The organism is Cyanobium sp. HWJ4-Hawea (assembly GCF_024345815.1).
In the GTDB taxonomy this organism is placed as follows: domain Bacteria; phylum Cyanobacteriota; class Cyanobacteriia; order PCC-6307; family Cyanobiaceae; genus Cyanobium_A.
In genome coordinates this window covers 1-24,552 of record NZ_JAGQBV010000015.1, presented here as the reverse complement: position 1 = coordinate 24,552, position 24,552 = coordinate 1, and the positions used below count along the sequence as shown (strand labels likewise).

The 24,552-nt window shown below is 61.8% G+C and carries 28 protein-coding genes and 1 tRNA gene; 14 read left to right on the top strand and 15 right to left on the bottom strand.

Annotation, left to right across the window (positions count from 1 at the left end; genetic code table 11):
* The first annotated feature begins 76 nt into the window (after positions 1-76).
* Entirely contained in the window at positions 77-1,960 is a 1,884-nt protein-coding gene (locus KBY58_RS05165) for an APC family permease (RefSeq protein WP_255003281.1), read from the top strand.
* On the opposite strand, the gene KBY58_RS05160 is transcribed toward KBY58_RS05165, so the two are convergent.
* The 4 genes from KBY58_RS05160 to KBY58_RS05145 are packed head-to-tail and all read right to left on the bottom strand — an operon-like array spanning position 1,951 to position 5,598.
* Positions 1,951-3,222 (bottom strand): MFS transporter, encoded by a 1,272-nt coding sequence (locus KBY58_RS05160; RefSeq protein WP_255003280.1) that lies wholly within the window; start codon positions 3,220-3,222, stop codon positions 1,951-1,953. The genes KBY58_RS05165 and KBY58_RS05160 overlap by 10 nt on opposite strands.
* Positions 3,219-3,839 (bottom strand): DedA family protein, encoded by a 621-nt coding sequence (locus KBY58_RS05155; RefSeq protein ID WP_255003279.1) that lies wholly within the window; start codon positions 3,837-3,839, stop codon positions 3,219-3,221. The genes KBY58_RS05160 and KBY58_RS05155 overlap by 4 nt, the downstream gene beginning before the upstream one ends.
* A 15-nt stretch (positions 3,840-3,854) precedes the next feature.
* Complete coding sequence (gene chrA, locus KBY58_RS05150) at positions 3,855-5,192, bottom strand: chromate efflux transporter (protein ID WP_255003278.1); 1,338 nt, start codon at positions 5,190-5,192, stop codon at positions 3,855-3,857.
* Entirely contained in the window at positions 5,167-5,598 is a 432-nt protein-coding gene (locus KBY58_RS05145) for an RrF2 family transcriptional regulator (protein WP_255003277.1), read from the bottom strand. The genes chrA and KBY58_RS05145 overlap by 26 nt, the downstream gene beginning before the upstream one ends.
* Before the next feature lie 140 nt (positions 5,599-5,738).
* Here KBY58_RS05145 and KBY58_RS05140 point away from each other — a divergent pair, with 140 nt between their 5' ends.
* Positions 5,739-7,556, top strand: coding sequence for an SLC13 family permease (locus tag KBY58_RS05140; protein ID WP_409995718.1), 1,818 nt, complete (start codon positions 5,739-5,741; stop codon positions 7,554-7,556).
* Positions 7,557-7,940: 384 nt separating this feature from the next.
* Here the strand turns inward: KBY58_RS05140 and KBY58_RS05135 are convergent.
* Positions 7,941-8,023 (bottom strand) — tRNA-Leu (locus KBY58_RS05135).
* Between the two features lie 61 nt (positions 8,024-8,084).
* On the opposite strand from KBY58_RS05135, the gene KBY58_RS05130 reads away from it, so the two are divergent.
* The 4 genes from KBY58_RS05130 to KBY58_RS05115 are packed head-to-tail and all read left to right on the top strand — an operon-like array spanning position 8,085 to position 9,790.
* Positions 8,085-8,345 (top strand): NAD(P)H-quinone oxidoreductase subunit L, encoded by a 261-nt coding sequence (locus KBY58_RS05130; protein ID WP_255003295.1) that lies wholly within the window; start codon positions 8,085-8,087, stop codon positions 8,343-8,345.
* Positions 8,346-8,684 carry a DUF3007 family protein gene (locus KBY58_RS05125; RefSeq protein WP_255003275.1) on the top strand — a complete coding sequence of 113 codons (339 nt, stop codon included), beginning with the start codon at positions 8,346-8,348 and terminating at the stop codon, positions 8,682-8,684.
* On the top strand, positions 8,681-9,499 hold the full coding sequence (gene trpA, locus KBY58_RS05120) for a tryptophan synthase subunit alpha (protein WP_255003274.1): 819 nt from the start codon (positions 8,681-8,683) through the stop codon (positions 9,497-9,499). The genes KBY58_RS05125 and trpA overlap by 4 nt, the downstream gene beginning before the upstream one ends.
* A gap of 21 nt (positions 9,500-9,520) precedes the next feature.
* Positions 9,521-9,790, top strand: a complete 270-nt coding sequence (locus tag KBY58_RS05115) for a YciI family protein (RefSeq protein ID WP_255003273.1) — start codon at positions 9,521-9,523, stop codon at positions 9,788-9,790.
* On the opposite strand, the gene KBY58_RS05110 is transcribed toward KBY58_RS05115, so the two are convergent.
* On the bottom strand, positions 9,787-10,161 hold the full coding sequence (locus KBY58_RS05110) for a c-type cytochrome (RefSeq protein WP_255003272.1): 375 nt from the start codon (positions 10,159-10,161) through the stop codon (positions 9,787-9,789). The genes KBY58_RS05115 and KBY58_RS05110 overlap by 4 nt on opposite strands.
* Before the next feature lie 59 nt (positions 10,162-10,220).
* On the opposite strand from KBY58_RS05110, the gene KBY58_RS05105 reads away from it, so the two are divergent.
* On the top strand, positions 10,221-11,468 hold the full coding sequence (locus KBY58_RS05105; protein WP_255003271.1) for an exonuclease SbcCD subunit D: 1,248 nt from the start codon (positions 10,221-10,223) through the stop codon (positions 11,466-11,468).
* Positions 11,465-14,221, top strand: coding sequence for an AAA family ATPase (locus KBY58_RS05100; RefSeq protein WP_255003270.1), 2,757 nt, complete (start codon positions 11,465-11,467; stop codon positions 14,219-14,221). Before KBY58_RS05105 ends, KBY58_RS05100 begins: the two co-directional genes overlap by 4 nt.
* Positions 14,222-14,299: 78 nt before the next feature.
* On the opposite strand, the gene KBY58_RS05095 is transcribed toward KBY58_RS05100, so the two are convergent.
* Positions 14,300-14,665 carry an AbrB family transcriptional regulator gene (locus tag KBY58_RS05095; RefSeq protein ID WP_255003269.1) on the bottom strand — a complete coding sequence of 122 codons (366 nt, stop codon included), beginning with the start codon at positions 14,663-14,665 and terminating at the stop codon, positions 14,300-14,302.
* Positions 14,666-14,768: 103 nt separating this feature from the next.
* Between KBY58_RS05095 and KBY58_RS05090 the strand changes: the two genes are divergently transcribed.
* Positions 14,769-15,245: a GNAT family N-acetyltransferase gene (locus KBY58_RS05090; protein ID WP_255003268.1), complete on the top strand. Its 477-nt coding sequence runs from the start codon at positions 14,769-14,771 to the stop codon at positions 15,243-15,245.
* Between the two features lie 19 nt (positions 15,246-15,264).
* Positions 15,265-15,810 carry a Nif11 domain/cupin domain-containing protein gene (locus KBY58_RS05085; RefSeq protein ID WP_255003267.1) on the top strand — a complete coding sequence of 182 codons (546 nt, stop codon included), beginning with the start codon at positions 15,265-15,267 and terminating at the stop codon, positions 15,808-15,810.
* On the opposite strand, the gene KBY58_RS05080 is transcribed toward KBY58_RS05085, so the two are convergent.
* From KBY58_RS05080 to KBY58_RS05060, 5 genes are read right to left on the bottom strand one after another with little or no spacing between them, the layout of a single operon-like run.
* Positions 15,746-16,240, bottom strand: coding sequence for a phosphate-starvation-inducible PsiE family protein (locus tag KBY58_RS05080; protein WP_255003265.1), 495 nt, complete (start codon positions 16,238-16,240; stop codon positions 15,746-15,748). The two genes, KBY58_RS05085 and KBY58_RS05080, sit on opposite strands and share 65 nt — an antisense overlap.
* Before the next feature lie 15 nt (positions 16,241-16,255).
* Entirely contained in the window at positions 16,256-16,552 is a 297-nt protein-coding gene (locus KBY58_RS05075) for a hypothetical protein (RefSeq protein WP_255003264.1), read from the bottom strand.
* Positions 16,553-16,600: 48 nt separating this feature from the next.
* Positions 16,601-16,996 carry a hypothetical protein gene (locus KBY58_RS05070; RefSeq protein ID WP_255003263.1) on the bottom strand — a complete coding sequence of 132 codons (396 nt, stop codon included), beginning with the start codon at positions 16,994-16,996 and terminating at the stop codon, positions 16,601-16,603.
* On the bottom strand, positions 16,965-17,342 hold the full coding sequence (locus tag KBY58_RS05065) for a YkvA family protein (RefSeq protein ID WP_255003262.1): 378 nt from the start codon (positions 17,340-17,342) through the stop codon (positions 16,965-16,967). Before KBY58_RS05065 ends, KBY58_RS05070 begins: the two co-directional genes overlap by 32 nt.
* Before the next feature lie 38 nt (positions 17,343-17,380).
* Positions 17,381-18,304 carry a sigma-70 family RNA polymerase sigma factor gene (locus KBY58_RS05060; protein ID WP_255003261.1) on the bottom strand — a complete coding sequence of 308 codons (924 nt, stop codon included), beginning with the start codon at positions 18,302-18,304 and terminating at the stop codon, positions 17,381-17,383.
* A gap of 179 nt (positions 18,305-18,483) precedes the next feature.
* Between KBY58_RS05060 and KBY58_RS05055 the strand changes: the two genes are divergently transcribed.
* The gene (locus KBY58_RS05055) at positions 18,484-18,984 is read left to right on the top strand and encodes a DUF2214 family protein (protein ID WP_255003260.1); all 501 of its coding nucleotides are present in this window, start codon (positions 18,484-18,486) and stop codon (positions 18,982-18,984) included.
* On the top strand, positions 18,984-19,724 hold the full coding sequence (locus tag KBY58_RS05050) for a peptidase (RefSeq protein WP_255003259.1): 741 nt from the start codon (positions 18,984-18,986) through the stop codon (positions 19,722-19,724). The genes KBY58_RS05055 and KBY58_RS05050 overlap by 1 nt, the downstream gene beginning before the upstream one ends.
* Here KBY58_RS05050 and hisIE read toward each other — a convergent pair.
* Positions 19,663-20,358, bottom strand: coding sequence for a bifunctional phosphoribosyl-AMP cyclohydrolase/phosphoribosyl-ATP diphosphatase HisIE (hisIE, locus tag KBY58_RS05045; RefSeq protein WP_255003258.1), 696 nt, complete (start codon positions 20,356-20,358; stop codon positions 19,663-19,665). The two genes, KBY58_RS05050 and hisIE, sit on opposite strands and share 62 nt — an antisense overlap.
* Before the next feature lie 68 nt (positions 20,359-20,426).
* On the opposite strand from hisIE, the gene KBY58_RS05040 reads away from it, so the two are divergent.
* Together KBY58_RS05040 and KBY58_RS05035 are read left to right on the top strand one after the other, a co-directional pair.
* Positions 20,427-20,885 carry a 6-carboxytetrahydropterin synthase gene (locus KBY58_RS05040; protein ID WP_255003257.1) on the top strand — a complete coding sequence of 153 codons (459 nt, stop codon included), beginning with the start codon at positions 20,427-20,429 and terminating at the stop codon, positions 20,883-20,885.
* Positions 20,886-20,997: 112 nt separating this feature from the next.
* On the top strand, positions 20,998-23,166 hold the full coding sequence (locus KBY58_RS05035) for a glutamine synthetase III (RefSeq protein WP_255003256.1): 2,169 nt from the start codon (positions 20,998-21,000) through the stop codon (positions 23,164-23,166).
* A gap of 13 nt (positions 23,167-23,179) precedes the next feature.
* Here KBY58_RS05035 and KBY58_RS05030 read toward each other — a convergent pair whose 3' ends face one another.
* Both KBY58_RS05030 and KBY58_RS05025 read right to left on the bottom strand, forming a co-directional pair.
* Positions 23,180-23,575: a MerR family transcriptional regulator gene (locus KBY58_RS05030; protein WP_255003255.1), complete on the bottom strand. Its 396-nt coding sequence runs from the start codon at positions 23,573-23,575 to the stop codon at positions 23,180-23,182.
* Positions 23,576-23,700: 125 nt separating this feature from the next.
* Positions 23,701-24,552 (bottom strand): carbohydrate porin (locus KBY58_RS05025; protein ID WP_255003254.1); only part of this gene is annotated, 852 nt, incomplete at its 5' end.

Sequence of the window (24,552 nt, the reverse complement as noted above, 5' to 3'; positions counted from 1 at the left end):
TTCAACTAATCGGTGCAGTTTGGCAGCCGCAGCCCAACTGGAGACCTAGGGTTTGGCCCTATTTGTGGCTTCCGCCATGGCGCGGGTCGATTTTTTCGGTCTAGGTCGGCTGCGGCGCAGCCTGATCGGCAGCCCCCTACCCACCAGCGCCCAAGCAGAAGAAAGGCTCAACAACGCAGAAGCCCTAGCCGTTCTCAGCTCCGATGCCCTTTCTTCGGTGGCCTACGCCACCCAGGAAATTGTGCTGGTGCTGGGCATGGCCGGGGCGGCAGGCCTGGGCTTCACCCTGCCAATCACGGGCCTGATCATTGCCCTGATGCTGATCGTGGCGATCAGCTATCGCCAAACCATCAAGGCCTACCCCCAGGGCGGCGGCTCCTACAGGGTGTCCCACGAAAATCTGGGCGACGTGCCCGGGCTGGTGGCGGGTGCCTCCTTGGCCATCGATTACATGCTCACCGTGGCGGTGAGTACGGCGGCTGGCATCTCAGCCCTCACCTCCTACTTTCCCGCCCTTGAACCCTTTCGAGTGCCCCTTTGCCTGCTGGGCCTGGGCCTATTGATGGTGGCCAACCTGCGGGGGGTGCGCTCCAGCGCCCAACTACTCAGCGCCCCCACCTATGTGTTTATGGCGGCGGTGCTCACCGTGGTGGTGATGGGCCTGGCCAAGGTGCTCCATGGCGACCTCGCCCCAATGGCCGCCTCCCAGCAAGACCTAATCATGGCCGCAGAGCACCGGGAGCTTTCGGCCGTAAGCATCGTGCTGCTGATGCGGGCCTTTAGTTCGGGTTGTGCGGCCCTTACCGGCATTGAAGCCATCAGTGATTCGGTGATGGCCTTCAAGCCCACGGAATGGAAAAACGCCCGCCGGGTACTCACGGTGATGGTGGTGTTGCTCGCCACGATGTTTGGCGGCATGAGCGTATTGGCCCAAAAGCTGGGCACTGTCTATGTGGAAAACGGCCCGACCCTGCTCTACCAACTGGGTCAACAGGTGCTTGGCAATGGCTTTTTGTTGTTGGTGTTGCAGATATCGACCCTGTTGATCCTGCTTTTGGCAGCCAACACCGCCTATGCAGATTTTCCGCGCCTGGCAAATTTCCTGGCCCAGGACGGTTATCTGCCCCGCCAGCTCACCTCCCTGGGCGATCGGCTCGTATTCAGCAACGGAATCCTGGCCCTCAGTGGCTTTGCCGGCCTGCTGCTGATTGTCTTTGGCGGCAGCGTGACCCGCCTAATCCCCCTATATGCGGTGGGGGTGTTTTTGAGCTTCACCCTTTCCCAGGCCGGAATGGTGGTGCATTGGTGGAGGGATCGGGCCGCTGGCTGGATCGGCAAGGCCCTGGTGAATGCCTTTGGCAGCCTGGTGACACTGATGGTTACGGGGGTGCTGCTGTTCAGCAAGTTCACCCATGGGGCCTGGCTGGTCGTGGTAGCCATTCCGATCCTGGTGATGCTGTTTTTGGCGATCAAGCGCCACTACGTGCAGGTGGCTAAAAGGTTGCGCCTGGCCACCGATAAGCGTCTGAGCCTGCCACCTGCCCCGGAGCATGGCGGGGCGCCGGTGGTGGTGCTGGTCGGACAACTACACCGGGGCAGCTTCGAGGCCGTGCGTTACGCCCACTCCATCGCCCGCGAACTGGTGGCGGTGCACGTTGACCTGGGCCTGGGGAAGGCCGAGGCCTTCCAGGAGCAATGGCGGCGCCAGCTGCCGGGCATTCCGCTGGTGATTTTGGAGTCGCCCTACCGCTCCTTAATCGATCCGGTCTTGGATTTCGTGGGCAGCTTTGAGGTGGAGCACAAAAAAGATCGCGACACCTTTTGCACCGTGGTGTTGCCCGTATTTGTGACCCGCCATCGCTGGGAAAACATCCTGCACAACCAATCCACCATTGCCCTGCGCAGTGCCCTGCGGGCCCAGGGCACCAGGGTGGTAACCACCGTCGGCTTCTACCTCTGACGCAGGGCCCACAGGGCTGGGATTGCATACAGGCTGCAGTAGAGCGCCGGCCCCCATTGCCAACCCTGTTGTTCCAACAGCCAGCTACTCACCAAGGGGGATGTGCCGGCAAACAGGGCCATCGCCAGGCTGTAGGCAATCGAAAAGACAGCGCAGCGCTGGCGCACCGGCACCATTTCCACCGCCGTTACCCCCTGGGCCCCCATCGTCAACATCACCGGCAGCACCCCAATGGCCTGGCCCAGCAGCAGCCCCCGGGTGCCGCCCAATTGCACCAGGGGCAGCACCAATGGGGTAACAACTAGGAGCATCAGGTTGCCGATGCGATTGATCAGCCGTTTGCCATATCGATCCACCAACACCCCACCCAGCAGCACAAAGGGCAAACCCAGGCTTTGCACCAGGGTGGCAATGGCATTGGCTTCGGCCAGGTTGGCTCCCCCTTGGTGGCCGGTGTAATCGACCAAATAGACAAACAACACATAAAAGACAACGTTGGCGAACGACACCAAGGCCGCAATACGCAGCACCAATCGCCACTGAGAAGCCACCTGCTGCAGGCGGCCGGCCATCGCTCCCATAAGGGCGCCAGGTGTTTTGATTTCCGCATCCGAGGCCTCTTTTTCGAGGGTTTCCGGCATGCGCCGCCGCATCCACAGACCCACCACGGCCACCAGGGCACCGAGGCCAAAGGGCAGCCGCCAGCCCCAGGCATCCATGGCGCCATCCCCCAGAAAACCAGCCAATAGGGCCACGGTGAGGGAGCCCAGGCTGAAACCAACCAAACCACCGGCCGTGGCCAGGCTGGCCAAGAACCCCTGTTGGCCTGGGCGGGCCGCCTCCGTGGCGTAGGTCATCGAACCGGTGAACTCACCACCCACCGAGAACCCCTGCAGCATCCGCATCAACAACAGCAGCAGCCCGGCCGCCATGCCCACCTGGGCGTGGGTGGGTAAAAGCGCTATCGCCAGGCTGGAGGCGCCCATCAAAACGATGCTGAGGCTGAGCATCTCGCGCCGGCCAAAAAGATCGCCAATGGGCCCCAACACCAAGCTGCCCACTGGTCGCATCAAGTAGCCCACGGCAAACACGCCAAAGGCAGCCACCGCCTGCATGGCGCCGTCTTCGGCGGGGAAGAAGGCCTTGCCCAGGGGCGTTGCCAGATAGCCATAGACGGCGAAATCAAACCACTCCAGGGCATTGCCCAGCAGGGCTGAAAGGGTGGCGAAACGCCTCTGGGCGCCGGTGAGTTGCAGGCTCATGGCCGCGCGGCCCACCGCGAGAACAGCTTCGGCAACACAACTACCACCAACACCAGCGCCATGGCCACCAGCCCAAATTGCATTACCCCCTCCACCATCCTCTGCATGGGGATCCAGCGCCCCCCCAGCCAGGCCAGGCTCACCATGGTGGTGGCCCAGAGCAAGCCGCCAGCCACATTGCAGATCAGAAAGCGCCCATAGGGCATGCCAACGGCGCCGGCCATGGGTCCAGCAAACACCCGCAGTAGGGCCACAAAGCGGCCAAAAAACACCGACTTACCGGCATGGCGCAGGAAGCGTTGACGCAGCACCTCCATCTGCTCGGGCGATTTACGCAGCAGGCGAGCCACCTTCAGGAGCAGGGGCCAACCGGCCCGTCGCCCCAGCCAATAGCCAATCGAATCCCCCAAGATTGCGCCGCTGCTGGCGGCTGCTATCACCCCCACCCCATTGAGGTGGCCGCTGCCGGCGGCATAACCACCGAGCAGGGTCACGGTTTCACCCGGCAGGGGCACCCCGGCACTTTCGAGCAACATGGCCCCAAACACCACCCCATAGCCCCAGGTTTGGAGCAGGGCCTGCAGGTCGGCCGTGCTGATCAAATCGGAGGAAATCAAGGGGGCAAGGCCCAATTAATGCAGCAATTCTGCAAGCACCCCCACCAGGGCCGCAGCGCCGATCAGCTGGAGCACGCTCCAGCGCCAACGGATTAGGGCCAGCAAGCCCAAAGCAGCCAGGGCGGCGGCGGCCAGGTCGGGACGGCCGGTGGGCCAGAGCACGGGCCCCGAAAAGAACAGCACCAGGCTGGCTATCACCCCAACCACCGCCGCCGTAATGGCACTGAGGGGGCCCTGCAGCCGCAAGTCTTCCCGGCTGGCTTCCATCAGGGGGGCCCCCACAAAAATGAAGCCAAAGCTGGGCAAAAAGGTGAACCAAACCACCACCAAGCTGGCCACCAGCGCATCCCACCAAATTCCCGGAGCCCCAAAGACGCCGCCGTTCCAGCCGCCCATGAATCCGACAAAGGCCAGCACCATGATCAAGGGGCCGGGGGTGGTTTCCCCCAGGGCCAGGCCATCCACCATCTGGCTGGCGGAAAGCCAGTGGAATTGGCTCACCGCCGCCTTGGCCACGTAGGGCAACACTGCATAGGCCCCACCAAAACTGACCAGGGCCACCTGGCTAAAAAACCGACCCATCGTCACCAGGGGACCATCCCAGCCGTTCCACCAGCCCAGGGCGCCAAGGGGCAGGGCCGTGGCCAGCCCCCAAATCAACAAAGTTGGGGGCAAATGGCGCAGGGGAAAAGGCTCGGCTTTGCTGCTTGCAGGGGCTTCGCTGCCTGCTTGATCCTCGTTTTCGGCGGCGCTGGTACTTGGGCGAATTGTTGGGGGCAGCAGCCAACCCACCGCTGCGGCGATGGCAACCACCAGGGGATAGGGCCAGCGCAGCCAAACGAAGGCCACAAAGCTGAATACCGCCAGCAAACCCAAAACTGGCGTGTGCAAGGTGCGCCGCCCCACCCGCCAGGCCGCCTGAATCACCAGGGCCAGCACAGCTGGCTTAAGGGCCCAAAAAATTGCCACCAGCAGCGGCAGCTGGCCCCACAGCACATAAACAGTGGATAGGGCGATCAGCACGACCACCGAGGGCAGCACAAACATCAGTCCGGCGACCAGGCCCCCCGCCACCCCATGCATCAGCCAGCCCAGGTAGGTGGCCAACTGGGTGGCCTCCGGGCCAGGCAACACCATGCAGAAGTTGAGGGCGTGCAGGAAGTCGCGCTCCGACAACCATTTGCGCTCCTCCACCAGCTCACGATGCAACAGGGCTATCTGGCCAGCTGGACCGCCAAAGCTGATCCAGCCCAGCTTCAGCCAGAAGAGCGAAGCGGCCGCAAGGGAAACGCCGAGGGAACCCCCTTGGGAACCCCCAAGGGAATCCTCAGATGAAATACATCGCCTGGCCATGCTGGTGCTGGTCGCGCAGTTCCAGTAAATCCTGAAGGCTAGTGGCCTCCAATTTCTGCCACTGCAGCTGGTCAAGCTGCAGCGACCAACTACTAAGCACCTGGGCCTCGGGGCTGGCCTTTGCCGAGAGGGTGGTGGGCCCGGGATCACCCTCCAGCAACAACACAACCGCCGCCAGGGAGATCTCCGCCGGAGCGCGGCAAAGCCTGTAGCCCCCCTGGGCCCCCCGGATGCTGCCCACCAAACCACCGCGCCGCAGGGCCGCCATCACCTGCTCGAGGTAGCGCTCCGGGATTTGGTGCCTGGAGGCAATTTCGGCAACCTGTAACAAAGACTGGTTGGCCACCTGGCTAGCCAATTCCATTAGGGCCAGGAGCCCATAACTGGTTTTGGCACTAAACGCCAAGTCGGGTTGCAGCAAATGGCTTGAATCCAGTCTGGCAAAAGGCAGCAAAGGCCAGCTAAAGCACGCGAGACAGAGAGAGGAGGCCTTTTCCGGTTTTCCGACGCAGTTGCCGTAGTATCACCCCCTAGATCTCCTCAGCCCTGGACGCCTTGCCTTCAGTATTTCTGGATCCGCCCAGCCTGATAACCCTGGCGGTCCTGCTGGGTGCGGTCGTTCTGTTCATTACCGGCTGGCTGGCCCCCGAGGTGACGGGCCTTCTCGCCGCCGGCCTTTTGATTGCCTTTGGCGTCCTCAAACCGAGCGAAGCCGTCGAGGGATTTGGCAGCACCGCCCTGGTCACCTTGATGGGGCTATTCGCCCTATCTGCGGGCCTATTTCGCTCCGGGGGCTTGGATCGGCTGCGGGAGGCCATTGGCTCCGATGCCGTGCGCTCGCCAAAACGGATGATCGCCCTGATGGTGGGGCTGGTGGGTCCGGTGTCGGCCTTTGTGCCGAATACGCCGATCGTCGCCACCCTGCTGCCGGTAATTGAAGGCTGGTGCAAGCGCCGCCGGATCTCACCCTCCAAGGTTTTGTTGCCCCTCTCCTTTGCCACCGTGTTGGGGGGCACGATCACCCTGCTGGGCAGCTCCGTGAACCTGCTGGCAAGCGATGTCAGCGAAAAACTGGGCTACGGCGCCTTCCAACTGTTCAGCTTTAGTGCCATCGGCATTGGCGTTTGGCTGAGTGGTGGCTTGGTGATGGTGCTTTTGGCCGATCGCCTGCTGCCCGATCGGGGCCAAAACGACGACGACCTGGTCGCCGACCTCTCAAACAACGGCTATTTCACAGAGGTGAAAATTCCTGCGGGATCGGAGCTAATTGGCCAATCGCTACACGCCAGCCGGCTGCAACGGCGCTTTGACGTCGACGTTCTCGAGCTCCATCGCGGGGCGGAAAGGTTTTTGCCGCCCCTGGCGGATCGCACCCTGGTGGTGGGAGATCGGCTCCTGCTGCGCTGCACCAAGGCGGACCTGCTGCGTCTCCAGCAGGACCACACCGTTGAGGTGGCCCCCACACCGGAATCCACGCCAGCGGAAAGGCCCTCGGCTGACAAACAAAACGACCAAAGGATGGTGGAGGTACTCCTGCCTTCTGGCTCCACCCTGGCGGGCGATTGCCTTAGGGATTTGCGATTTCGTCAGCGCTACAACGTGACGGTGCTAGCCCTGCGGCGGGGCAACCAATTGCTGCGGGAACGGCTCGGTCGGGCCGCCTTGAAGGAGGGGGATGTGCTGCTCCTACAGGGGCCAAAGGACGCCATTAGGGGCCTACAGGCAAACAACGACTTGGTCGTATTGGAGCAACTGGAAAAGGATCTACCGACGGTCAGCAGGAAGAGGATTGCAATTTCAATTGCGGCCTTGGTTGTTATTTTGCCGGCCCTAAAGCTGATCCCCCTGGTGGGAGCCGTCCTGCTAGGCACGGTGGCTATGGTGGCCACGGGCTGCCTTAGGGCTGGAGAATTGCAGCGGGCAATTCGCCTGGATGTGATCCTGCTGTTGGGCTCCCTGGCCAGTTTCAGTGTGGCCATTGAGAAAACAGGCCTGGCCCGTGCCCTGGCCCAGGGGCTGATCGCCGGGCTGCAGCACTGGCCTGTCTTCTGGGCCCTGGTGGTGGTGTTTCTATTCACCACTTTGCTGACCGAAGTAATGAGCAACTCGGCGACCGTTGCGATGTTGATACCGATTGCCGGTCAACTGGCCCTGGGGCTAGGTCAACCACCAATGGCCTTCATCTTTGCGGTGCTCTTTGGGGCCAGTCAAAGCTTCTTAAGCCCAGTGGGATATCAGACCAACCTGATGGTCTACGGCCCAGGTCGCTATCGCTTTCTGGATATCGCCCGCTATGGCTTTCCCCTCACCCTCGTTATGACCCTGGTGGTTCCTTTTCTGATCAGCCGCTGGTTTGGGATCTAACCAGCCAGATCATTCAGCGGCGCCCCAGCAACTCCTCCCAGGAAATTGGCCCCTGGCCGCCAGGACGGGGGGCACCAGGACTGGTGGGGGCTACCTGGCCAAAAGCCAAGCTGAATCCGGGCCAAGCCCAGAAGGAAAACGAACGGGGAAAAAACATGGTGAACTAAAAATGAACTCAAACGGATATCGATCACGCACCGAAGGCGGCTCGTCAAACGAACAACCTGGCCAAAGTCAACACAGACCCACGGAACCAACCCCAGGAAGCAAGGGAATGGATGGTGCTTTTGCCGGCCTGCTCGAGCCATAGCTCGATGGCTTCTGCCAGCTCTTTAATAGTACACGCCAGCGGCCCCTGGATCCCGATTTGACTAGGGATCTTTATGGGGGCAGGGGGACTTGAACCCCCACGGATAAAATCCAGCAGATTTTAAGTCTGATGCGGCTACCAATTACGCCATACCCCCATGGCCTAACCATCCTAAATTGATTGCCATCAGCATCTGAGCCGTGCCCCTCCTCGGGTCTATGAATTCGATCACCAGCTCCCTTGGCGCCTGGCTCACCCCGGAGATCCTGCTGCTGATAGCCGCCTACGTGGTGATTGGCGGCACCTACCTGGTGGCCGTGCCCCTGGCCCTCTACGCCTGGATGATCAAACGCTGGACCGTGATGGGCAAATACGAGCGCCTGGGGGTCTATGGCCTGGTGTTCCTATTTTTCCCCGGCCTGATCCTGTTTGCCCCCTTCATCAACCTGCGCATGGCCGGCCAAGGCGAGGTTGCCTAGGTGAACCGCGGCCAAGCGATCTTGCTGGGCATTGGCATCTTTGCCCTGGGGGGCATCGGCTACGCCCTTTTTCAGGCCAATGGCCTTGAAGGTTTTAGTGCCGGTATTGCCACCTCGGCCGTGCTCACGGTGCTGGTGCTCGGCTGGACCAGCAGCTATCTGCTGCGGGCGCTCACCGGCAAGATGACCTACATGCAGCAGCGGCGCGAGTACAGAGAGGCCTACGACTCCCTGACCAACGAGCAATTACAGGCCAAATTCGATGCCCTCAGCCCCGAGGAGCAGGAACAACTACTGCGCGAAACCGGCCAGTTGGCAGACGACCCCAGCCCCCCATGACTGCCCCAACCACCCCGATTCAGCAGCGCTTCCAGGAGCTCAAGCAGCAACGGCGCTGTGCCCTGATGCCCTTTTTGATGGCAGGCGATCCCGACCTGGCCACCACCCAGGCCACCTTGCTGGCCCTGCAGGCCGCAGGGGCCGACATGGTCGAACTGGGCATTCCCTATAGCGATCCCCTGGCCGATGGTCCCGTGATTCAGGCCGCCGCCAGCCGGGCCCTGGCAGCCGCCACCACCCCCGCCAAGGTGCTCGAGATGCTCGCCGGCCTCAAGGGCGAACTGACCCTGCCGGTGGTGCTCTTCACCTACACAAACCCCCTGCTCAACCGGGGCATGGAGGATTTTTGCCGGGCCGCCGCAGCTGCCGGTGCCGCCGGCCTGGTGGTGCCTGATCTCCCCCTCGAGGAGGCCGAAAAACTCTCCGCCATAGCCAGCGCCCAAGGCCTAGATCTGGTGCTGCTGGTCGCCCCCACCACCCCCAGTGAACGGATGGCCCGGATCCACCAAGCCAGCCGCGGCTTCACCTACCTGGTCAGTGTCACCGGAGTAACCGGCGTCCGCACCTCCCTCGAATCACGGGTGGGCGGTCTGGTGGGGCAACTCAAGGCCCTCGGCAGCACGCCCGTGGCCGTGGGCTTTGGCATTTCTGGCGTCGAGCAGGCCCGTCAAGTGCGCGACTGGGGTGCCGATGGCGCCATCGTTGGTAGCGCTTTGGTGAAGGTGATGGCTGAAGCCCATGGCCGCCAGGAGAATGTGGGGGCCGCGGCCGGCGCCTTCTGCTCCGAACTGCGCACCGCCCTCGACGCTGACTAAGAACCAATCCCTGACAAAACCATGGCCAAATTCGTGCTCTGGGGCACCTACTGCGAAAACGCCCTCGAGAAGCGCACCCCCTTTAGGGAAGCCCACCTAGCCGGGCTGCAGCAGCTGAAGGATGCCGGCACCCTGGTGACCCTTGGCCCCACCCAGACCAGCAGCCACGTGTTTGGGATCTACGAAGCCAGCAGCCAGGTCGAGGTGGAGGCCCTGGTCAAGGGGGATATCTACTGGCGAGAAGGCATTTGGACCGCCGTTGAGATCTACCCCTGGATTCAGGCTTTTTAGGGCCAGCCAGCCTGGGCCCGGCTCCACACATAGCTGGCCACCTGCTCGGCGCCACCATCGCCCAGCACCGCCCCATAGCCCGACATCTGGCCCAAACCGTTGGCCGCGATCAAGGCCACGGCATCGGCACTGGTGATGCCATTGCGCTCCAGGGCCGCCAATTTGAGGGTCTTGCCGCGCCTAAGGATGTTGCCCCCATTGACATGGCAGCCCACACAGTGGTTTTGGAACAGGGCCTCCCCAGCGGAGACATCAGCCAATCCCAGATCAGCCAGGGCCAGATCAGCCAGCGCCGCTCCAGGGGCAAATAGGCCAGCCATAACCAGCACCGCCCCTAGGGCCAGGAAAAAATCACGAAACTGGGTTGGCACCTGGGGAAGCGGGCGATAAGTGCTTCCAGTCTGCGATTCCAGGCGCTAAAGATGGGCCCTTGCTGCGGAAACTAGCCCTGGCCGCAACCTCACCAGCCCAACCACTCCATCAACCCCTACGGATGTTGCACAGCGCCGATTGGCAGATCGGCAAGCCCTATGCCCGGGTGCTCGACCCCGACAAGAGGGCCCGGCTCCGCCAGGTGCGTTTCGCCGCCATTGGGCGTCTAGCTGAATTGGTGCAAAGCCAGGGCGCAGATCTGGTGGTGGTGGCTGGCGACCTGTTCGATTCCCCCACCCCCAACAGCGCCGATGTCAGTGCCGTCTGCGCCGCCATCGGCAAAATTGCCTGCCCTGTGCTGGCCATCCCGGGGAACCACGACCATGGCGCCCCCGGCAGTGTCTGGCACTCGCCCTTCTTTCAAGCCGAACGGCAGCGCCGCGCCGAAAACCTGACGGTGCTGCTTGAACTCTCCCCCTTCGAGGTGGCGGGGGCCGTGGTTTTGCCCTGTCCCCTATTGCGGCGCAACGACAGCAGCGATCCCTGTGGCTGGTTGCACAGCCTCGATTGGCAGGGGTTGCCAGCCGATAAACCCAGGCTGGTGCTCGCCCATGGATCGGTTCATGGCTTTGGGGCCGGCGAGCTAGATGCCCACGCCAATAACCGTCTGCGCTTGGAGGGGCCCTGGCTAGATGCGGTCGACTACCTAGCCCTGGGCGATTGGCATGGCCTGAAGCAGGTCTCAGCCAAGGCCTGGTACAGCGGCACCCCCGAACCCGATCGCTTCCCCCGCAGCGCTGATTACCAATCCGGCTATGTCCTGCAGGTGGATCTGTTGCGTGGCCAAATGCCCCAGGTGACGCCCCTGGCCACCGGCTGCCTGGGCTGGCACCCCCTCCCCTTCCATTGCCAGGACGACAGCGACCTGGCCCGCCTAGAAACCCAGCTCGATGAACTGCTGGGCCAACGGGTTGGGGCCGATTTGCTGTTGCTTGAAATCAGCGGCAGCCTCAGCCTGGCCGGCCAGCAGGCCTACTCCCAACTGCTGGAGCGGGTGGAGGCCCAGGTGCTGCGGCTGAAGCTGCGGGGCCATTGCAGCGTGGCCCCGGGGGCTGCCGAACTGGCCGAACTAACCCAGCGCCCCGGCGACCCCCTGGTGGCCCAGGTGGCCAGCAACCTCAAAAACTCTGCATCGGCCCAGGAGGCTGCTCCTGATGGTGGGGATGCCGTAGCCCGCCTGGCCCTGGCCGAGCTCTACCGGGCCGTGCATCTGGCGGAGCAGCAGCTGGCTGGCAACCCACCATGAGGTTGATCGAAGCCTGCCTGCGCAATGTGCGCCAGCACAAGCAACTTCAGCTCAGCTTTGATCGCCACTTCACCCTGGTGGGTGGCCCCAATGAGGCGGGCAAAAGCACGGTGGTGGAGGCCCTCCATAAGGGCCTATTTCTGAAGGCCAACGCCACCGGTCGGGGGGTGGAGGAGCTGCGCTCCAGGCTCCACGGCGGCTTGCCGGAGGTGGACATCAGCTTTGAGGCCCAGGGCCAGATCTGGCAACTGCGCAAACGCTTTGCCGGGGCAACCGGCACCTGCCAACTGAGCACAGCCTCGGGCACGGCCTCGGGTGTGGCCCTCAGTGGCCCCGCCGCCGAGGAACGGCTGGCCAGCCTGCTGGGGGTCGATGGGGCCATCGAGGGGCGCCGGATCGCCCAATTGCCCCAGCGCTGGGCCCACCTCTGGGTGCGCCAGGGGGAAGCGGGCCAAAACCTGCTCGACGGGCCAGGCAATGGCTACGACCTAGACCGACTGGTGCAGCAACTGCAACAGCAGGGCAGCACCCAGGCCCTGGAATCAGGGATCGATCGCTGGGTGGGCGACCACATCCAGCAGCAACTCGAGCAGCGTCTCACCGCCACGGGCAAGGTCAAAGCAGGCAGCGATCTAGCCCTCGCCCAGGACCAACTCAATAGTGCCCAGCTCCAATTCAGCCAGGCCCAGGGCCTGCAGGAGCAACTGGAGGGGGCCATGGAGGAGTTGCGCCGGATTGGCCTGCGGCTCGATCAAATTGGCAACCAGGAGCGGCCGGCCCTGGAGCAGCTGCGCCAAAGCCAACGCCAACAGGAGCAGGCCCGTCAAAAGCTGGAGGCGGCCCTAAACCTGCAAAAGGCCAAAACCGAGCCCCTGCACCAGGAGCTCCGCAGCATCGAGCAGGTCCTCTCGGAGATGGCCGGCTTGGAACAACAGCTCAACCTCCAGGCGAAGCAGCAATTGGAACTCCAGCAACAACTGGCCAAAAGCCAACTGGAGTTGCAAAACCAGCAAGCCCAACTCAGCCCCCTACGGGAACAACAACAACGCCTGCAAACCGAACAACAGCTCAATCAGGGCCTGCAGGAATGGGGGCAACAGCAACTTGATCTCGAGCAACTGGAGCAGGAGGCCAAGCAACTGCAACAGCACAAGGATCAATTCGGCCTCCTGCAACAGCAGGCGGAAACGGTGAAGGCGGAATTGACCACCCTGCCCAGCATCGATGCCGACGATGTCAAAAAACTGCGCCAAAAGGAGCAGCAATTGGCCCAGGCCCAGGCCCGCTGCCAAGCCATGGCCACCGCCATCGAACTGCTGGCCGCCGACCTACCGGTGGAGCTAGAAGGCCAGCCCCTGGCCGTAGGCAGCAGCTATCAAATCAGCAGCGCCCAGGAGCTGCTGGTGGGGGAAGGGGTGCGCCTGCGCATCAGCCCCGGGGGAGGGGAAGCCACGGCCCAGGCCGAACAGCAATTGGCCAAATGCCAAGGTCAACTGCAGGAATTACTCCAGCAACTGGCCGTTGCGGGAAGCGAAACAGCCGAACCCCTCGCCCTCAAGCGCCACGACCTCACGGCCCAACTGCAGCGCCTGCGGCTGGCGGCCAGTGCCATTCCCTGGAACCGGCTGGATGCCCAACTCGCCGAACTGCAGCCCCGCCGCCAAAGGCTTCTCGCAGCCCTCGAACTCCACAGGGAGGTGCCCAGGCAGCTGGAGGCTGGGGGCCTCCTGCCCAGCGGCCGCGATGCTCTCCAAAGCTGGCTGGAAGCGCAGCGGGATGGGGCCAGGCTGCTGGCCAACCAGTTGGGCCAACTGGAGCACCAACTGAAGCGGGGCCAGGGGCAGTGGGAGGAGTGCCTAAACGGCCAGCGTCAACTGGAAAGCCGCCTCGAGCAGCTGGCGGGTTCCTTGGAAACCCTCCAGCAACGCCGGCTCCACGGCCAACAAAGCCATGGCACCGGAGAACAACTGCAGCAAAGGCGCCAAGAAAAAGTGGCCGAATTGGCCGCCCAGCAGGCTGAATTAGGCGCCAAGCAAGCCGAATTGAATTCCCTGGAGCAGCAACTACTTGGCCAAGCAAACAACCAGACAGCTGGATTGGAACAGCGCAGCCAACAACTAGAGGCCGAAAAGGATTTCCTGCTCACCGCCAGGGGCCAGCAGGAACAACGCTGCCTGAGCCTCAGTGCCAAAGATCCAGCGGCAGAGGTTGAGTATTGGCAGGCCAGCCTGGAAAGGGCCAACGCTGAAATGGATCGGCTGCAACTGCACACCAAGGCACTCCAGCGCCTGCAGGGCCTATTTCACCAGGAACGCAGTGCCCTTGCCGAGCAATACAGCGCCCCCCTAAAGCAGGCAATGGACCGCTACCTGGAAAAACTCGGTGGCAATCCCCGGGCAACCAGCCTGGGCTTCGATCCAAAGGCTGGTTTTGGCGAATTGCAATTACGCCAGGGTCAGCAAGGTTTTGCCTTTGAGCAGCTCAGTGGCGGCATGCGTGAACAACTGGCGGCCGCCCTCAGGCTTGCCATGGCCGAAGTGCTCCAGCCCGCCTATGACAATTGCCTGCCCCTAGTTTTTGACGACGCCTTCACCAATAGCGATCCAGAACGGCTACTGGGCTTGGGCCGCATGGTTGAACTCGGCATCGCAGCGGGCATCCAAATAATCCTGCTCTCCTGCAACCCAGAGGATTACCGCAGCCTGGCTAAGGCCAGGGGCTCGATCCAGATCATGGCAAGCCAGGTCCCCTAAAAAAGCCCATAAAATGCCCACAAAAAAAGCCCTGGCAATGCCAGGGCTTTACTTACTTCAGGCAAATGCCTGGAGGAATCACTCTTCGTCTTCGTCGGTGGCGCCAGCGGGAATTAGGCGGATCTGCTTGCGACCCAGTTTGATTTCGAAATCATCGCCGGGCTTGAGATCCAGCAGAGCCGTGTAGGCCTTGCCGATCAGCAGGTTGCCATTGCCCTGGACAGTGGCCACATAGCTGAGCTTGCGACCGCCTTTGCCCATTTTGCTGGAACCGCCCAGATCAACTCCCTTAGCTTCAAGCAAGGCCTCATAGAAGGCAGTGAAATTCAGGCGATCACCGCCGTCCTTCTTGCCAGAGACATAACCACAGGCCCTAACAATGTCGGATTTGCCGACGTCGCCAAGCTCCTTTACCTTGGCAAGCAATTCTGATCCAGTAAGCATCGCGTTACGTGAAATGTTGAACAGTCCTGGGTGATCACCCAGAGAAGACCTACAGAACATACACCATCAGCACAATTATTCAAGCCCGAAAACTCTCTCTTACATGGATCTCCTGCGGACACTCAACCTCAATGATCGTGATGAGATCGCAGCGGTGTATGCCGACGCCGTAAGAAGCCAAGCCCGTGCTCTCTATACAGCTGAACAAGTTGAAGCTTGGGCCAACCATGCTTGGCAGGGTGAGGGTCTTGATCAAGCATTGCTAGCTGGCCAGGGCCTGGCCAGCCTTTCCAGTGCAACTAGCAATGCCAGCATTGAGGCCTTTGGGGTACTGGATCCCATTGATCGTCTTTCCCTGCTCTATTGCAGAGGCCGATCCTGCCGCCAGGGCAGAAGCGGTCAGCTCCTTGAAGGCCTAGGGCAACTGGCCCGTAAAGGGGGCTGCCGGCAATTGCGAACTGAGGCCAGCCAACTCTCCAGGCCCCTTTTATTGCGCCAGGGCTGGCAGGTGGAACAAGAGGAGGAAGTGCTGTTTGCCGGCACAGCCTTCGTGCGCTGGCGGATGATCAAGTTTCTGTAAACACCTACAAACGAGCCCCGTGGCCCAAGAGCAACTGCTGCAGTTCCTTGAAAAGGTGCGCCAACTCAATCAATTTGTCGCCTTGACTGAGGCCCAACCGGCCCTGCGGCAACAGCTTGAAGACTGCAGCAACCACCAGCAGGTGGTCAATTTGGCCCGCCAGAATGGCCTTGAGATTGGTCGCCGCTGGGGGGAACTCCAAGAACCAACACAACCGGCTCAACCGGCAAAACAGAGCAACATCTTTTCGAGCCCATGTCCGCCCCCGGGCCAGGAGAGCCACCAGCTGTTAATCGAGCAGCCAGGCCTGCGCATCGAGCGAATCCACTCCTGCGGTTACGCCAGCCCCAGGGATTTTTGGTACGGCCAACCGGAGCAGGAATGGGTACTGCTGATGCAGGGATGCGCCGAACTTCAGTTTGAGGATGAAGCCCAATCACGCCACCTGGGCCCAGGCGACAGCCTGTTGATTGGGGCCCATCGGCGCCATCGGATCGTGGCTACTGATCCAGCGCCGGGCTGCGTTTGGCTGGCCCTGTTCTGGCCGGCGGTTGGCGCAGGTTGAGGGTTCGCACCAACCAAAAGGCACCCCCCAGGGCCAACACTGCCAAACCCAAGCCAGCCAAAAGGGCGGGCTTATTTTCTGCCCCAGGCGGCAAAACAATCACCTTGCGGGCCACGGCCGTCATCGCCGTAAGCAACACCAGCTCAATTTGCACCACATGGCGGCGCAGATAGGAGGTGATGTTTTGAAGCACCTCAATGGCAATCAACAGGGTGAGCAAATCACCCAGCACCTGGTTGAGCTTGCTGGCCATCCAGGGGGTGGAGGGTGCCAATAACGCCCAAAAAACCTGGCCGATTAGCTGGATGGTGCCGGCGACCATCACCACAAACAGCACCACACTCAGGACCTTGGCGAGCTGGTGCTCCGCCAGGTCCGCTAACTCAAGAAAACGGGCATCAGCCCACTGGTTACGAAGGCGCTTGAACACAGTGATTAGGGAGCCTTAATTTTGGAAATAGTTGAACTGGGGCTTGGCCTGGGTGTTGCTAGGCGGATTGACCAGCCGGGTGTCACAGGTGATGGTGCCGTCGTCGGCCATTAGGCAATTGGACGGCTCCACCTTGGTCTCAGGGCCCACCGAGGGCCCAGGGCTCCAAAGGAATCGCTGGGCCTGGGCCTGGGCCGGAGCAGCCAGCAATGCCGATGCCGCCCATAGGGATAAAACAGTTGTGCCCATTGCCAGAAGTAGGCCAACGGAGCCGCGGAGGTTGGGCTGGGAATGGCCAGGCATGGATGGCATCACTGGGATCGCGTTACTCGATGTCACCACTTTGCCTGGGCTGGGGCGTTAGGGATTGTGATCCTCTCGAATTTCCTGCAGCAGCAGATCCAATTGCCCCAAGGAAGCCTCCAGGCTTGGGGTGCCGAGATCAGCTTCTGGGCTAGCAAGGGCTGGTCTGGAAGCTGCATCGCCAGATGGGGCCCAGCCGTCTTCCCCGTACCAAAGGTCTTCGATCCCGCACAGCTGCTGAACCAAGCCATCGAGGCCCGAGCGGCTGTAGGTGCGGTTGAGCTCCTCCAACAAAACAGGCATGCGAATCGAAGCTGCCCGCAGGGCCCTACGCAGGTCGGCCTGGGTCCGGCCCGTGTGGCGCAGCCAGTCCTTGAGAAACGACTGCAGATCCTCTAGCTGCTCGGCCGTGAGGGTGGATCTATTTGGGCTGGGGGAATTTGTTGAGGACATCAGCTTTAGCGGCCGAGGGAGTCAAATGACGGGCACATAGCCCCAATAGGGCAGTCATGGCAACCAGATCATCGCTGAAACCCAAAGCTGGGATGAAATCGGGAATCCCGTCCATCGGCATCAGTAAGTAGGTGAGGGCCGCAAGCACCGTCGCCTTAACAGTGGCGGGGGTTTGGGGGTCGAGCAGCAGCTCCAGGCACTCCAAAGCTGGCCGAGCCACCAGGCGCCCGGCCCGCCGCAGCACCCGGATCATCAGCATTTCATCAACGACCTTGCTCTCCAGCACTTCGGCCTCGAGGGGGGCATCAGCCCAGGGCCCCGCTCCAGATTCGGCTTCGCTCGTCATCGAAAAAGCCTAGGCACCTCCCCCTGGGGCGGAGGCGCCTAGACCACCTCCACCAGGCCGCTCTCAATGCCGGTGCGGCGCATCTTGCGCAGGGCCCGTTGCAGCATCTGGCGGCAGTACTCGCGACTGCAGTTGAGGTACTTCGACACCTCGGCCAGGGTGCGCCACTCGTTGCCGCCATCAAGGCCAAAACGCAGCATCACCACGGTGCGTTCCTTCGGGGTCAGGCTGGAGCGATCCAGCAGGGTCCAAACCGAGGCCGAACGCTCAGCCAATTCGGCCTTTTCCATGGGGGCCAGCTCACTGCTGGGCAGCACATCCACCAACTCGGAAGGATCATTCTTCGACTTGACCACCCCCTGCAGGCTGACGGTGATACTGCGCAGCTCGCAACCCAGCAGCTCCTCTACCTCCTCGATCGGCAGCTTCAACATCACCGCCAAATGGGAAGCGGTTGGCAATACCCCATTGGCCTGCAGATAGCGGGCCTTGGCAGCCCGCAACCGGGTGAGCCTTTCATTCACGTTCACCGGAATACGAATGGTGCGGCTCTGGGTGGAAAGGGCACGGTTAAGACCCTGGCGAATCCACCAGTAGGCATAGGTGCTGAAGCGGTGCCCCCTGGTGGGGTCGTATTTCTCCACGGCACGGGCCAGGCCCAAGGTGCCCTCCTGGATCAGATCCAACAGATCCAGACCCTTATTTTGATAGCGCTTGGCCAGGTTGACCACCAGGCGCAAGTTGGCGGTAATCATTTGATTTTTTGCCCTCTCGCCCACCTTCATGGTGCGTAGCTCAAGGTCGTTGTATTCGCAGGCAGGCCCCGCACCACCGGCTTCCATGCAGCGCTGCTGCAACACCACCATCGACTGCACCTTGCGGCCCAGGATGAGCTCCTGCTCAGGATTTAACAGGGAATGGCGACCGATCTCGCCGAGATAGGCACTCAACGAGCTCGCCATGTTTCACCTCCTTTATTAAAGAAATCTAGGGGGATTTAGCGGGCTTAGTAAAAGCAGCCGAAAAGCTTCCGACTTTCAATTTTACTACTGATTTCAGGAAGATTTCATATTTAACCAATTCACCCCAGACAGGGGTCGACAGGCAGCCGCTACGGTTGCTCCACTCTGAAAAAGGCCCCATGGGCGTCGCCCACACCCTTTTTGCCGCCATCCCCCCAGAAGTGCTGAGTCGCGCTGGCGTGGCCTATCTCCACTACGTGAGCTTCATGGTCTGTTTTGGGGCCCTGGTCCTTGAGCGCCGCCTAATCAAGGCAGATCCGAGCAAGCAGGAAGCCACCTTGATGGTGATCACCGATGTGGTCTACGGCTTGGCGGCCTTGGCCGTGCTGGGTTCGGGAATTCTGCGGGTGCTCTATTTCGGCCAGGGGGCGGAGTTTTACACGGAGAACCCCCTGTTTTGGTGGAAGGTTGGGGTCTACCTGGCCGTTGGCGGCCTTTCCCTCTACCCAACCATCACCTACATCCTCTGGGCCCTGCCCCTGAGCAAAGGGGAGCTGCCGAAGGTGAGCGAGGCCCTGGCCACCCGGCTGGGCTGGATTCTCAATATTGAGCTGGTGGGCTTTGCCCTGATTCCCCTGATGGCAACCCTGATGGCCCGGGGTGTGGGCTTGCCCAGCTGATGAAGGCTTGGGCGACGGCCACGGCTTTGGCGACCTGTCTTGGTGGGATGGCCCTGGCCAATCCAGCGATCCCCAACCAGCCAGCCACCAGCCCCCCTGCCAGCCCCATCTCTGGTCCCATCTCCGGCGACTACCGGGACAAACTGCGCAGCACCCCCTGGGGATGGCCAATCCTTCCCCATTGGCGGGTATGGGTCGAACCTGCTGTCACCACTGGCCCCGCCGCCCTTTGGGACCAGCGCTGGCTGGGCGCCATCGAAGCAGCCCTGGGCCACTGGCAGGGGGTCCTTTCAGTTGGGAGGGTGGATGATCCAGCCCAGGCCCAAATCCTGATTTTTCGCCGCAGGCCGCCGATCCGCAACCAGCGGGCCAGCCACGGCCGCGCAGAGCTGGAGCTGGTGCGCCGGCAGACGGCCACGGGCTGGCAACTCGAACCAAAGGTGAGTGTGGCCATCAGCCCCGGCCAAGGCCCCAAGGCGATCGAGGCCACCGCCCTCCACGAACTGGGCCATGCCTTTGGACTATGGGGCCACAGCGACAACCCCGCAGATGCCATGGCCGTGTCCCCCGGGGCCAAACCGATTCTTCAATTGAGCGAGCGCGATCGCGTCACCCTGCGCTGGCTTTACGGCCAACCGGGCCTCAAGCTTGAAGCTGGGCCAGTCACTCCCACCCCAGTCACTCCCGCCGAGGCGCTCCCCGGCGGGTCGCCAAAACCTCCTGAACCTGGCGCCAACTAACGCCATGGTGGGCCAGGGCCACCTGCAGGTGGAAGACAATATCGGCCGCCTCAGCTGCGATTTCAGCGGCGTTGTTGTCCTTGCAGGCCATCACAAATTCGGCACTCTCCTCACCGATTTTCTTGAGGATCCGGTTGTCACCCCCCTCCAGCAGCTTGTTGGTGTAGCTGCCTGGCTCAGGAGAATCACGGCGAGCCTCGATCACCCGCATCAACTCGGTGCATACATCCGCCGGAGGCGGAGCCGCCTGGGGGCCACCGGCGCTGGGCAAGGGGCCCTCGTCGTAGAAACAGCTGCGGGCTCCGGTATGGCACGCCCCGGCCCCCTGCTGTTCGATGGTCAGCAGCAGCACGTCGGCATCGCAGTCGTAGCGCAGGCCCCGCAGGCGCTGGATCTGGCCGCTGGTGGCGCCCTTGTGCCAAAGCTCCTGGCGTGAGCGGCTCCAGTAGTGCACCTCCCCGCTTTGGAGGGTGTGCTCGATCGCCTGCCTGTTCATCCAGGCCACCATCAACACGGCCCCGTCGAGCCAGTCCTGGGCCACGGCGGGGATGAGGCCGGCCTCGTTAAAACGGAGCGCACGGATCAAATCTGGATCCGGGGCCTGAAATGATGCCTGCACGGGCAGCCGATCCATTTGGGCCAATCTTCCCGCAACAGCCGCCAAGCCCACAACCATCCAATCCCCTAGATGTTTCCCAGGGAATGACCGCCGCCTTCACCTGTTCGAAGACCTTCGGCGGCTTTCCCTGCTGCCATCGCCAATGGCGCCATCCTGGCCATTGCCGCTTTGTGCATGGCTACAGCCGCAGTTTCACCTGCTGGTTTGGGGCCCGGGAGCTAGATCAATGCGGCTTTGTGGTGGATTTCTCCAGCCTTGGGGCCCTTGAGGCCCAGCTGGCCGAGCAGTTTGACCACACCTTTCTGGTCAATGCCGACGATCCCCTGCTCGAGCAATGGCAAGACCTGCACCAGCAGGGCGCCCTCGATTTGCGGGTGATGCAAAACGTGGGCATGGAGGCCAGCGCCCAACTGGTCTGGACCTGGGCCAACGATCTGCTCAGGAGCCGGGATGGTGGCCGCAGCTACTGCCTGAAGGTAGAAGCCCGAGAAAATGAAAAAAACGCCGCCTACTACGAAGCCACTCCCAGCTGGATCGATTGATTTGAAGAAAAAAGCCCCCTAGCCCGGGGAGCCGTGCTTGTGAGTTTGGTAACAACAGCGTCGCCAGGGGGGAGGGCCGTTGCTATTGGATCAAAACAACAACAGTGTCTCCATGCCCAGCCCCCAACGTCTTGCGGCCCTGCAGACGATCCAGCAGCGGCCCGCCACCTTGACCCCTGGCCCCCAAAAGCTTGATGAGCTGTGGGCCAGCGATGTCTTCGGCCTCGACAAGATGAAGGCGGCGCTGCCGAAGGAGATCTTCAAGTCGGTGCAACGCACCATCAAGGAGGGCAGCAAGCTCGACGTTTCGGTGGCCAACGTGGTGGCCCAGGCGATGAAGGAATGGGCCACCGCCCGCGGCGCCCTCTACTACTCCCACGTCTTTTATCCCCTCACCAACTCCACGGCGGAGAAGCACGACGGCTTCATCTCGCCCCAGGGCGATGGCACCGCGATCACCGAATTCACCGGCAAGTTGTTGGTGCAGGGTGAACCCGACGGTTCCTCCTTCCCCAATGGAGGCATCCGCTCCACCTTCGAGGCCCGCGGCTACACCGCCTGGGACATCACCAGCCCGGCCTGGCTGATGGAGACGCCCAACGGCATCACCCTCTGTATCCCCACGGTGTTCGTCTCCTGGACCGGAGAGGCCCTCGACAAGAAAACCCCCCTGCTGCGTTCCATCGCGGCGGTCAACAAGGAGGCCCACAAGCTGCTCAGCCTGCTGGGCGAAACCAACATTGCCCCGGTCAATTCCAGCTGCGGCGCAGAGCAGGAATATTTCCTGATCGACAGCGCCTATGTACCCCTGCGCCCCGACCTGCTGCTGGCCGGTCGCACCCTGTTTGGCAGGCCCTCCGCCAAGGGCCAGCAATTCGACGACCACTACTTCGGCGCCATCCCTGAGCGGGTGCAGGTGTTCATGCAGGAGGTGGAGCGGCAGATGTATCGGCTGGGGATCCCCGCCAAAACCCGCCACAACGAGGTGGCCCCATCCCAGTTCGAGATTGCCCCCTTCTTCGAGGCGGCCAACGTGGCCACCGACCACCAACAGCTGACGATGACAATCCTTCGCAGCACTGCGAAGAAGCATGGTCTGGCCTGCCTGCTGCATGAGAAACCCTTCGCCGGCATCAACGGCTCGGGCAAACACGTCAATTGGTCGATTGGCAATGCCACCCAGGGGAACCTGCTGGATCCCGGCCAAACCCCCCACAAAAACCTGCAGTTCCTGCTCTTCTGTGGTGCCGTCATTCGCGGGGTCCATCTCTATGGCCCCCTGCTGCGGGCCGTGATCGCCACCGCCAGCAACGACCACCGGCTCGGTGCCAACGAGGCCCCGCCGGCAATCATTTCCGTCTACCTCGGCAGCCAGCTGGAGGACGTCTTCAACCAGATCAGGGAGGGCCGGCTCTCCGGTTCATCGATCGGTGGCGTGATGGATTTCGGGGTTGAAACCCTGCCGGAATTCGACAAGGACGCGGGGGATCGCAACCGCACCTCCCCCTTCGCCTTCACCGGCAATCGCTTCGAATTCCGCGCCGTGGGCTCTGGCCAATCGGTGGCCGGTCCGCTGGTGTCGCTAAACACGATCTTGGCCGATTCCCTCGCCTGGATCGCCGCCGAACTTTCCAGCAAGTTGGCCAGTGGCATGGGCCTGGAGGAAGGGGCCTTGGCGGTGCTCAAGACCGTGGTTGAACAGCACGGCGCCGTGGTGTTTGGCGGCAACGGCTACTCCGATGAGTGGCACCGGATGGCCGTGGAGGAGCGGGGCCTGGAAAACCTGCGCACCACCGCCGATGCCCTACCCGTGCTGACCCGCCCAGCCATCCGCGAATTGTTTGAGCGCACGGGGGTGCTCACCGGGGTGGAACTGGAAAGCCGCTTCGAGGTCTACGCCGAGCAATACATCCTGGCGATCGATGTGGAGGCCAAGCTGGCGGTCCAAATCGCCCGCACCCAGGTATATCCAGCGGCAATTCGCTATCTGGGCGAATTGGCGGGATCGCTCCAACTTCAGAGCACCCTTGGCATTCAGGTGGCTCCGGAAAATACAAAGCAGGTTGCAGCCCTTTGCCAGTCGCTGATGGACATCAGCGGCCAGCTGCAAAGCGCGATCGACCAACCGCCCCATGGCACGGAAGACCACCTGCGCTATTCAGCCAGCACCCTGGTGCCCCTGATGGATGAGCTGCGCGAAGTGGTCGACGGCCTCGAGGCCCTAGTCGACGACAACCTTTGGCCATTGCCCACCTACCAGGAGATGCTTTTCGTCCGCTAGAAACCGCTTACCCCTAGGACTTGACCCCTCCGCAATCCTGCCAACCGGCAAGGAGGCGGTCAAGTTCTTCCTTCATAACTAGAAGCTCACTGACGCGCCTTTCAATGGAGGCAGACTGGCCTTGAATACTATTTTTAAGGGTGGCGCAGTTGCAGACACCAGACCTGCGCACATCCAAGATCTTGCGGATCTCCCCCAACGGCACATCCATCGACCGAAGGGCGCGAATGATTACCAGATCCGCCACAGCGTGCTGATCAAATAGGCGATAGCCCCCTTCCGAGCGGCAACTCGGTACCACCAAGCCCTGGTCGCAATAAAAACGGATTGTTTTAACCGAGAGCCCAGTATTTTTGGCCACCTGGCCAATCTTCAGGGCCGGCCCATCGGAATAGTTATCTGAAGCCATCCTTAATCACCTTTTAGCCACCTAATGGCCAACCCTTAATAGAGGTGGGTACTTCAAAGCAAATTTAACCGAAACCATGGTGGGTTGTCGGGGCCGGGCGCGGATCAAGGCTGGCCTAGGCCAGGCTAGAAGCGGAAGGTTGTTTTAACTAGGGCGCCGATTTGACTCCCGCCGCCGGCTGCGTCTTGGTTGCCGGCGTTATTTAGATAGAAAATTGCCGGCGTCAGGGAAATTGCATCGGTGATCTGCCACTGATACCACCACTCCCACGCCCACACCCCCGATTCCGTGGCGGCGCCATTGCTAGTGGAGCTGGCGAAGGCGGGCTGGCCCAAGCCCATGCCAAAGCTATTGCCCTTGGCGAGCACATCAGACCACTGCAGGCCCACCATCCAGGACTGGCTGGTGCCGAGATCGTTGCCGGAGCTTTTGTTGATGCCATAGCCGGCACTAATCGAGGGGACCCAGCCCGCCTGGGCTGGTTGCCAGAAACCGCTAAGACCGAAGGCGTTGGTGGTGGAGCCGCCCCCAGCCTCTGGAGCGATTTGGCTGGTGACAAAAGAAGTGGCCCCCGGCACATCCACGCCGGCATCCAGATAGGAATAGATAGCGGCAATACCCCAATTTTCCTTGCCATAACCCAGCTGGACCGTGCTGGTGCCCGCAGAAGCACTGTTAAACAGGCCCTCTGAGGAATTCGCTGCATTGGCAGCTACGTAGTTAGCACTCACGCTCCAACCGTTGTCCTGCCACCAGAGGCCAAAACCAGGGCCAAGGTTTTTGTTGTAGGCCAGGGGAGCCCCGTTGAGGGTGAGAACGTTGAGGATGGTGTCGCTGGGATAGGCACTGGGCCAGAGCGCCAGCATGTCTTCCTGGCCCACCCGGCCGCCCAGGGTGGCGGTGAACTTGCCGCCGATCGGGAACTGGTAATAGAGCTTGTCGATACCGACCAGGTCGGGGCCGCCCTCCTCCTGGAA

Coding starts and splice junctions, on each gene's coding strand:
- KBY58_RS05165 (WP_255003281.1), top strand. CDS start 77: ATGGCGCGGGTCGATTTTTTCGGTCTAGGTCGGCTGCGGCGCAGCCTG.
- KBY58_RS05160 (WP_255003280.1), bottom strand. CDS start 3,222: ATGAGCCTGCAACTCACCGGCGCCCAGAGGCGTTTCGCCACCCTTTCA.
- chrA (WP_255003278.1), bottom strand. CDS start 5,192: ATGGCCAGGCGATGTATTTCATCTGAGGATTCCCTTGGGGGTTCCCAA.
- KBY58_RS05130 (WP_255003295.1), top strand. CDS start 8,085: ATGAATTCGATCACCAGCTCCCTTGGCGCCTGGCTCACCCCGGAGATC.
- trpA (WP_255003274.1), top strand. CDS start 8,681: ATGACTGCCCCAACCACCCCGATTCAGCAGCGCTTCCAGGAGCTCAAG.
- KBY58_RS05115 (WP_255003273.1), top strand. CDS start 9,521: ATGGCCAAATTCGTGCTCTGGGGCACCTACTGCGAAAACGCCCTCGAG.
- KBY58_RS05100 (WP_255003270.1), top strand. CDS start 11,465: ATGAGGTTGATCGAAGCCTGCCTGCGCAATGTGCGCCAGCACAAGCAA.
- KBY58_RS05095 (WP_255003269.1), bottom strand. CDS start 14,665: ATGCTTACTGGATCAGAATTGCTTGCCAAGGTAAAGGAGCTTGGCGAC.
- KBY58_RS05090 (WP_255003268.1), top strand. CDS start 14,769: ATGGATCTCCTGCGGACACTCAACCTCAATGATCGTGATGAGATCGCA.
- KBY58_RS05075 (WP_255003264.1), bottom strand. CDS start 16,552: ATGCCATCCATGCCTGGCCATTCCCAGCCCAACCTCCGCGGCTCCGTT.
- KBY58_RS05070 (WP_255003263.1), bottom strand. CDS start 16,996: ATGTCCTCAACAAATTCCCCCAGCCCAAATAGATCCACCCTCACGGCC.
- KBY58_RS05065 (WP_255003262.1), bottom strand. CDS start 17,342: ATGACGAGCGAAGCCGAATCTGGAGCGGGGCCCTGGGCTGATGCCCCC.
- KBY58_RS05060 (WP_255003261.1), bottom strand. CDS start 18,304: ATGGCGAGCTCGTTGAGTGCCTATCTCGGCGAGATCGGTCGCCATTCC.
- KBY58_RS05055 (WP_255003260.1), top strand. CDS start 18,484: ATGGGCGTCGCCCACACCCTTTTTGCCGCCATCCCCCCAGAAGTGCTG.
- KBY58_RS05050 (WP_255003259.1), top strand. CDS start 18,984: ATGAAGGCTTGGGCGACGGCCACGGCTTTGGCGACCTGTCTTGGTGGG.
- hisIE (WP_255003258.1), bottom strand. CDS start 20,358: ATGGATCGGCTGCCCGTGCAGGCATCATTTCAGGCCCCGGATCCAGAT.
- KBY58_RS05040 (WP_255003257.1), top strand. CDS start 20,427: ATGACCGCCGCCTTCACCTGTTCGAAGACCTTCGGCGGCTTTCCCTGC.
- KBY58_RS05035 (WP_255003256.1), top strand. CDS start 20,998: ATGCCCAGCCCCCAACGTCTTGCGGCCCTGCAGACGATCCAGCAGCGG.
- KBY58_RS05030 (WP_255003255.1), bottom strand. CDS start 23,575: ATGGCTTCAGATAACTATTCCGATGGGCCGGCCCTGAAGATTGGCCAG.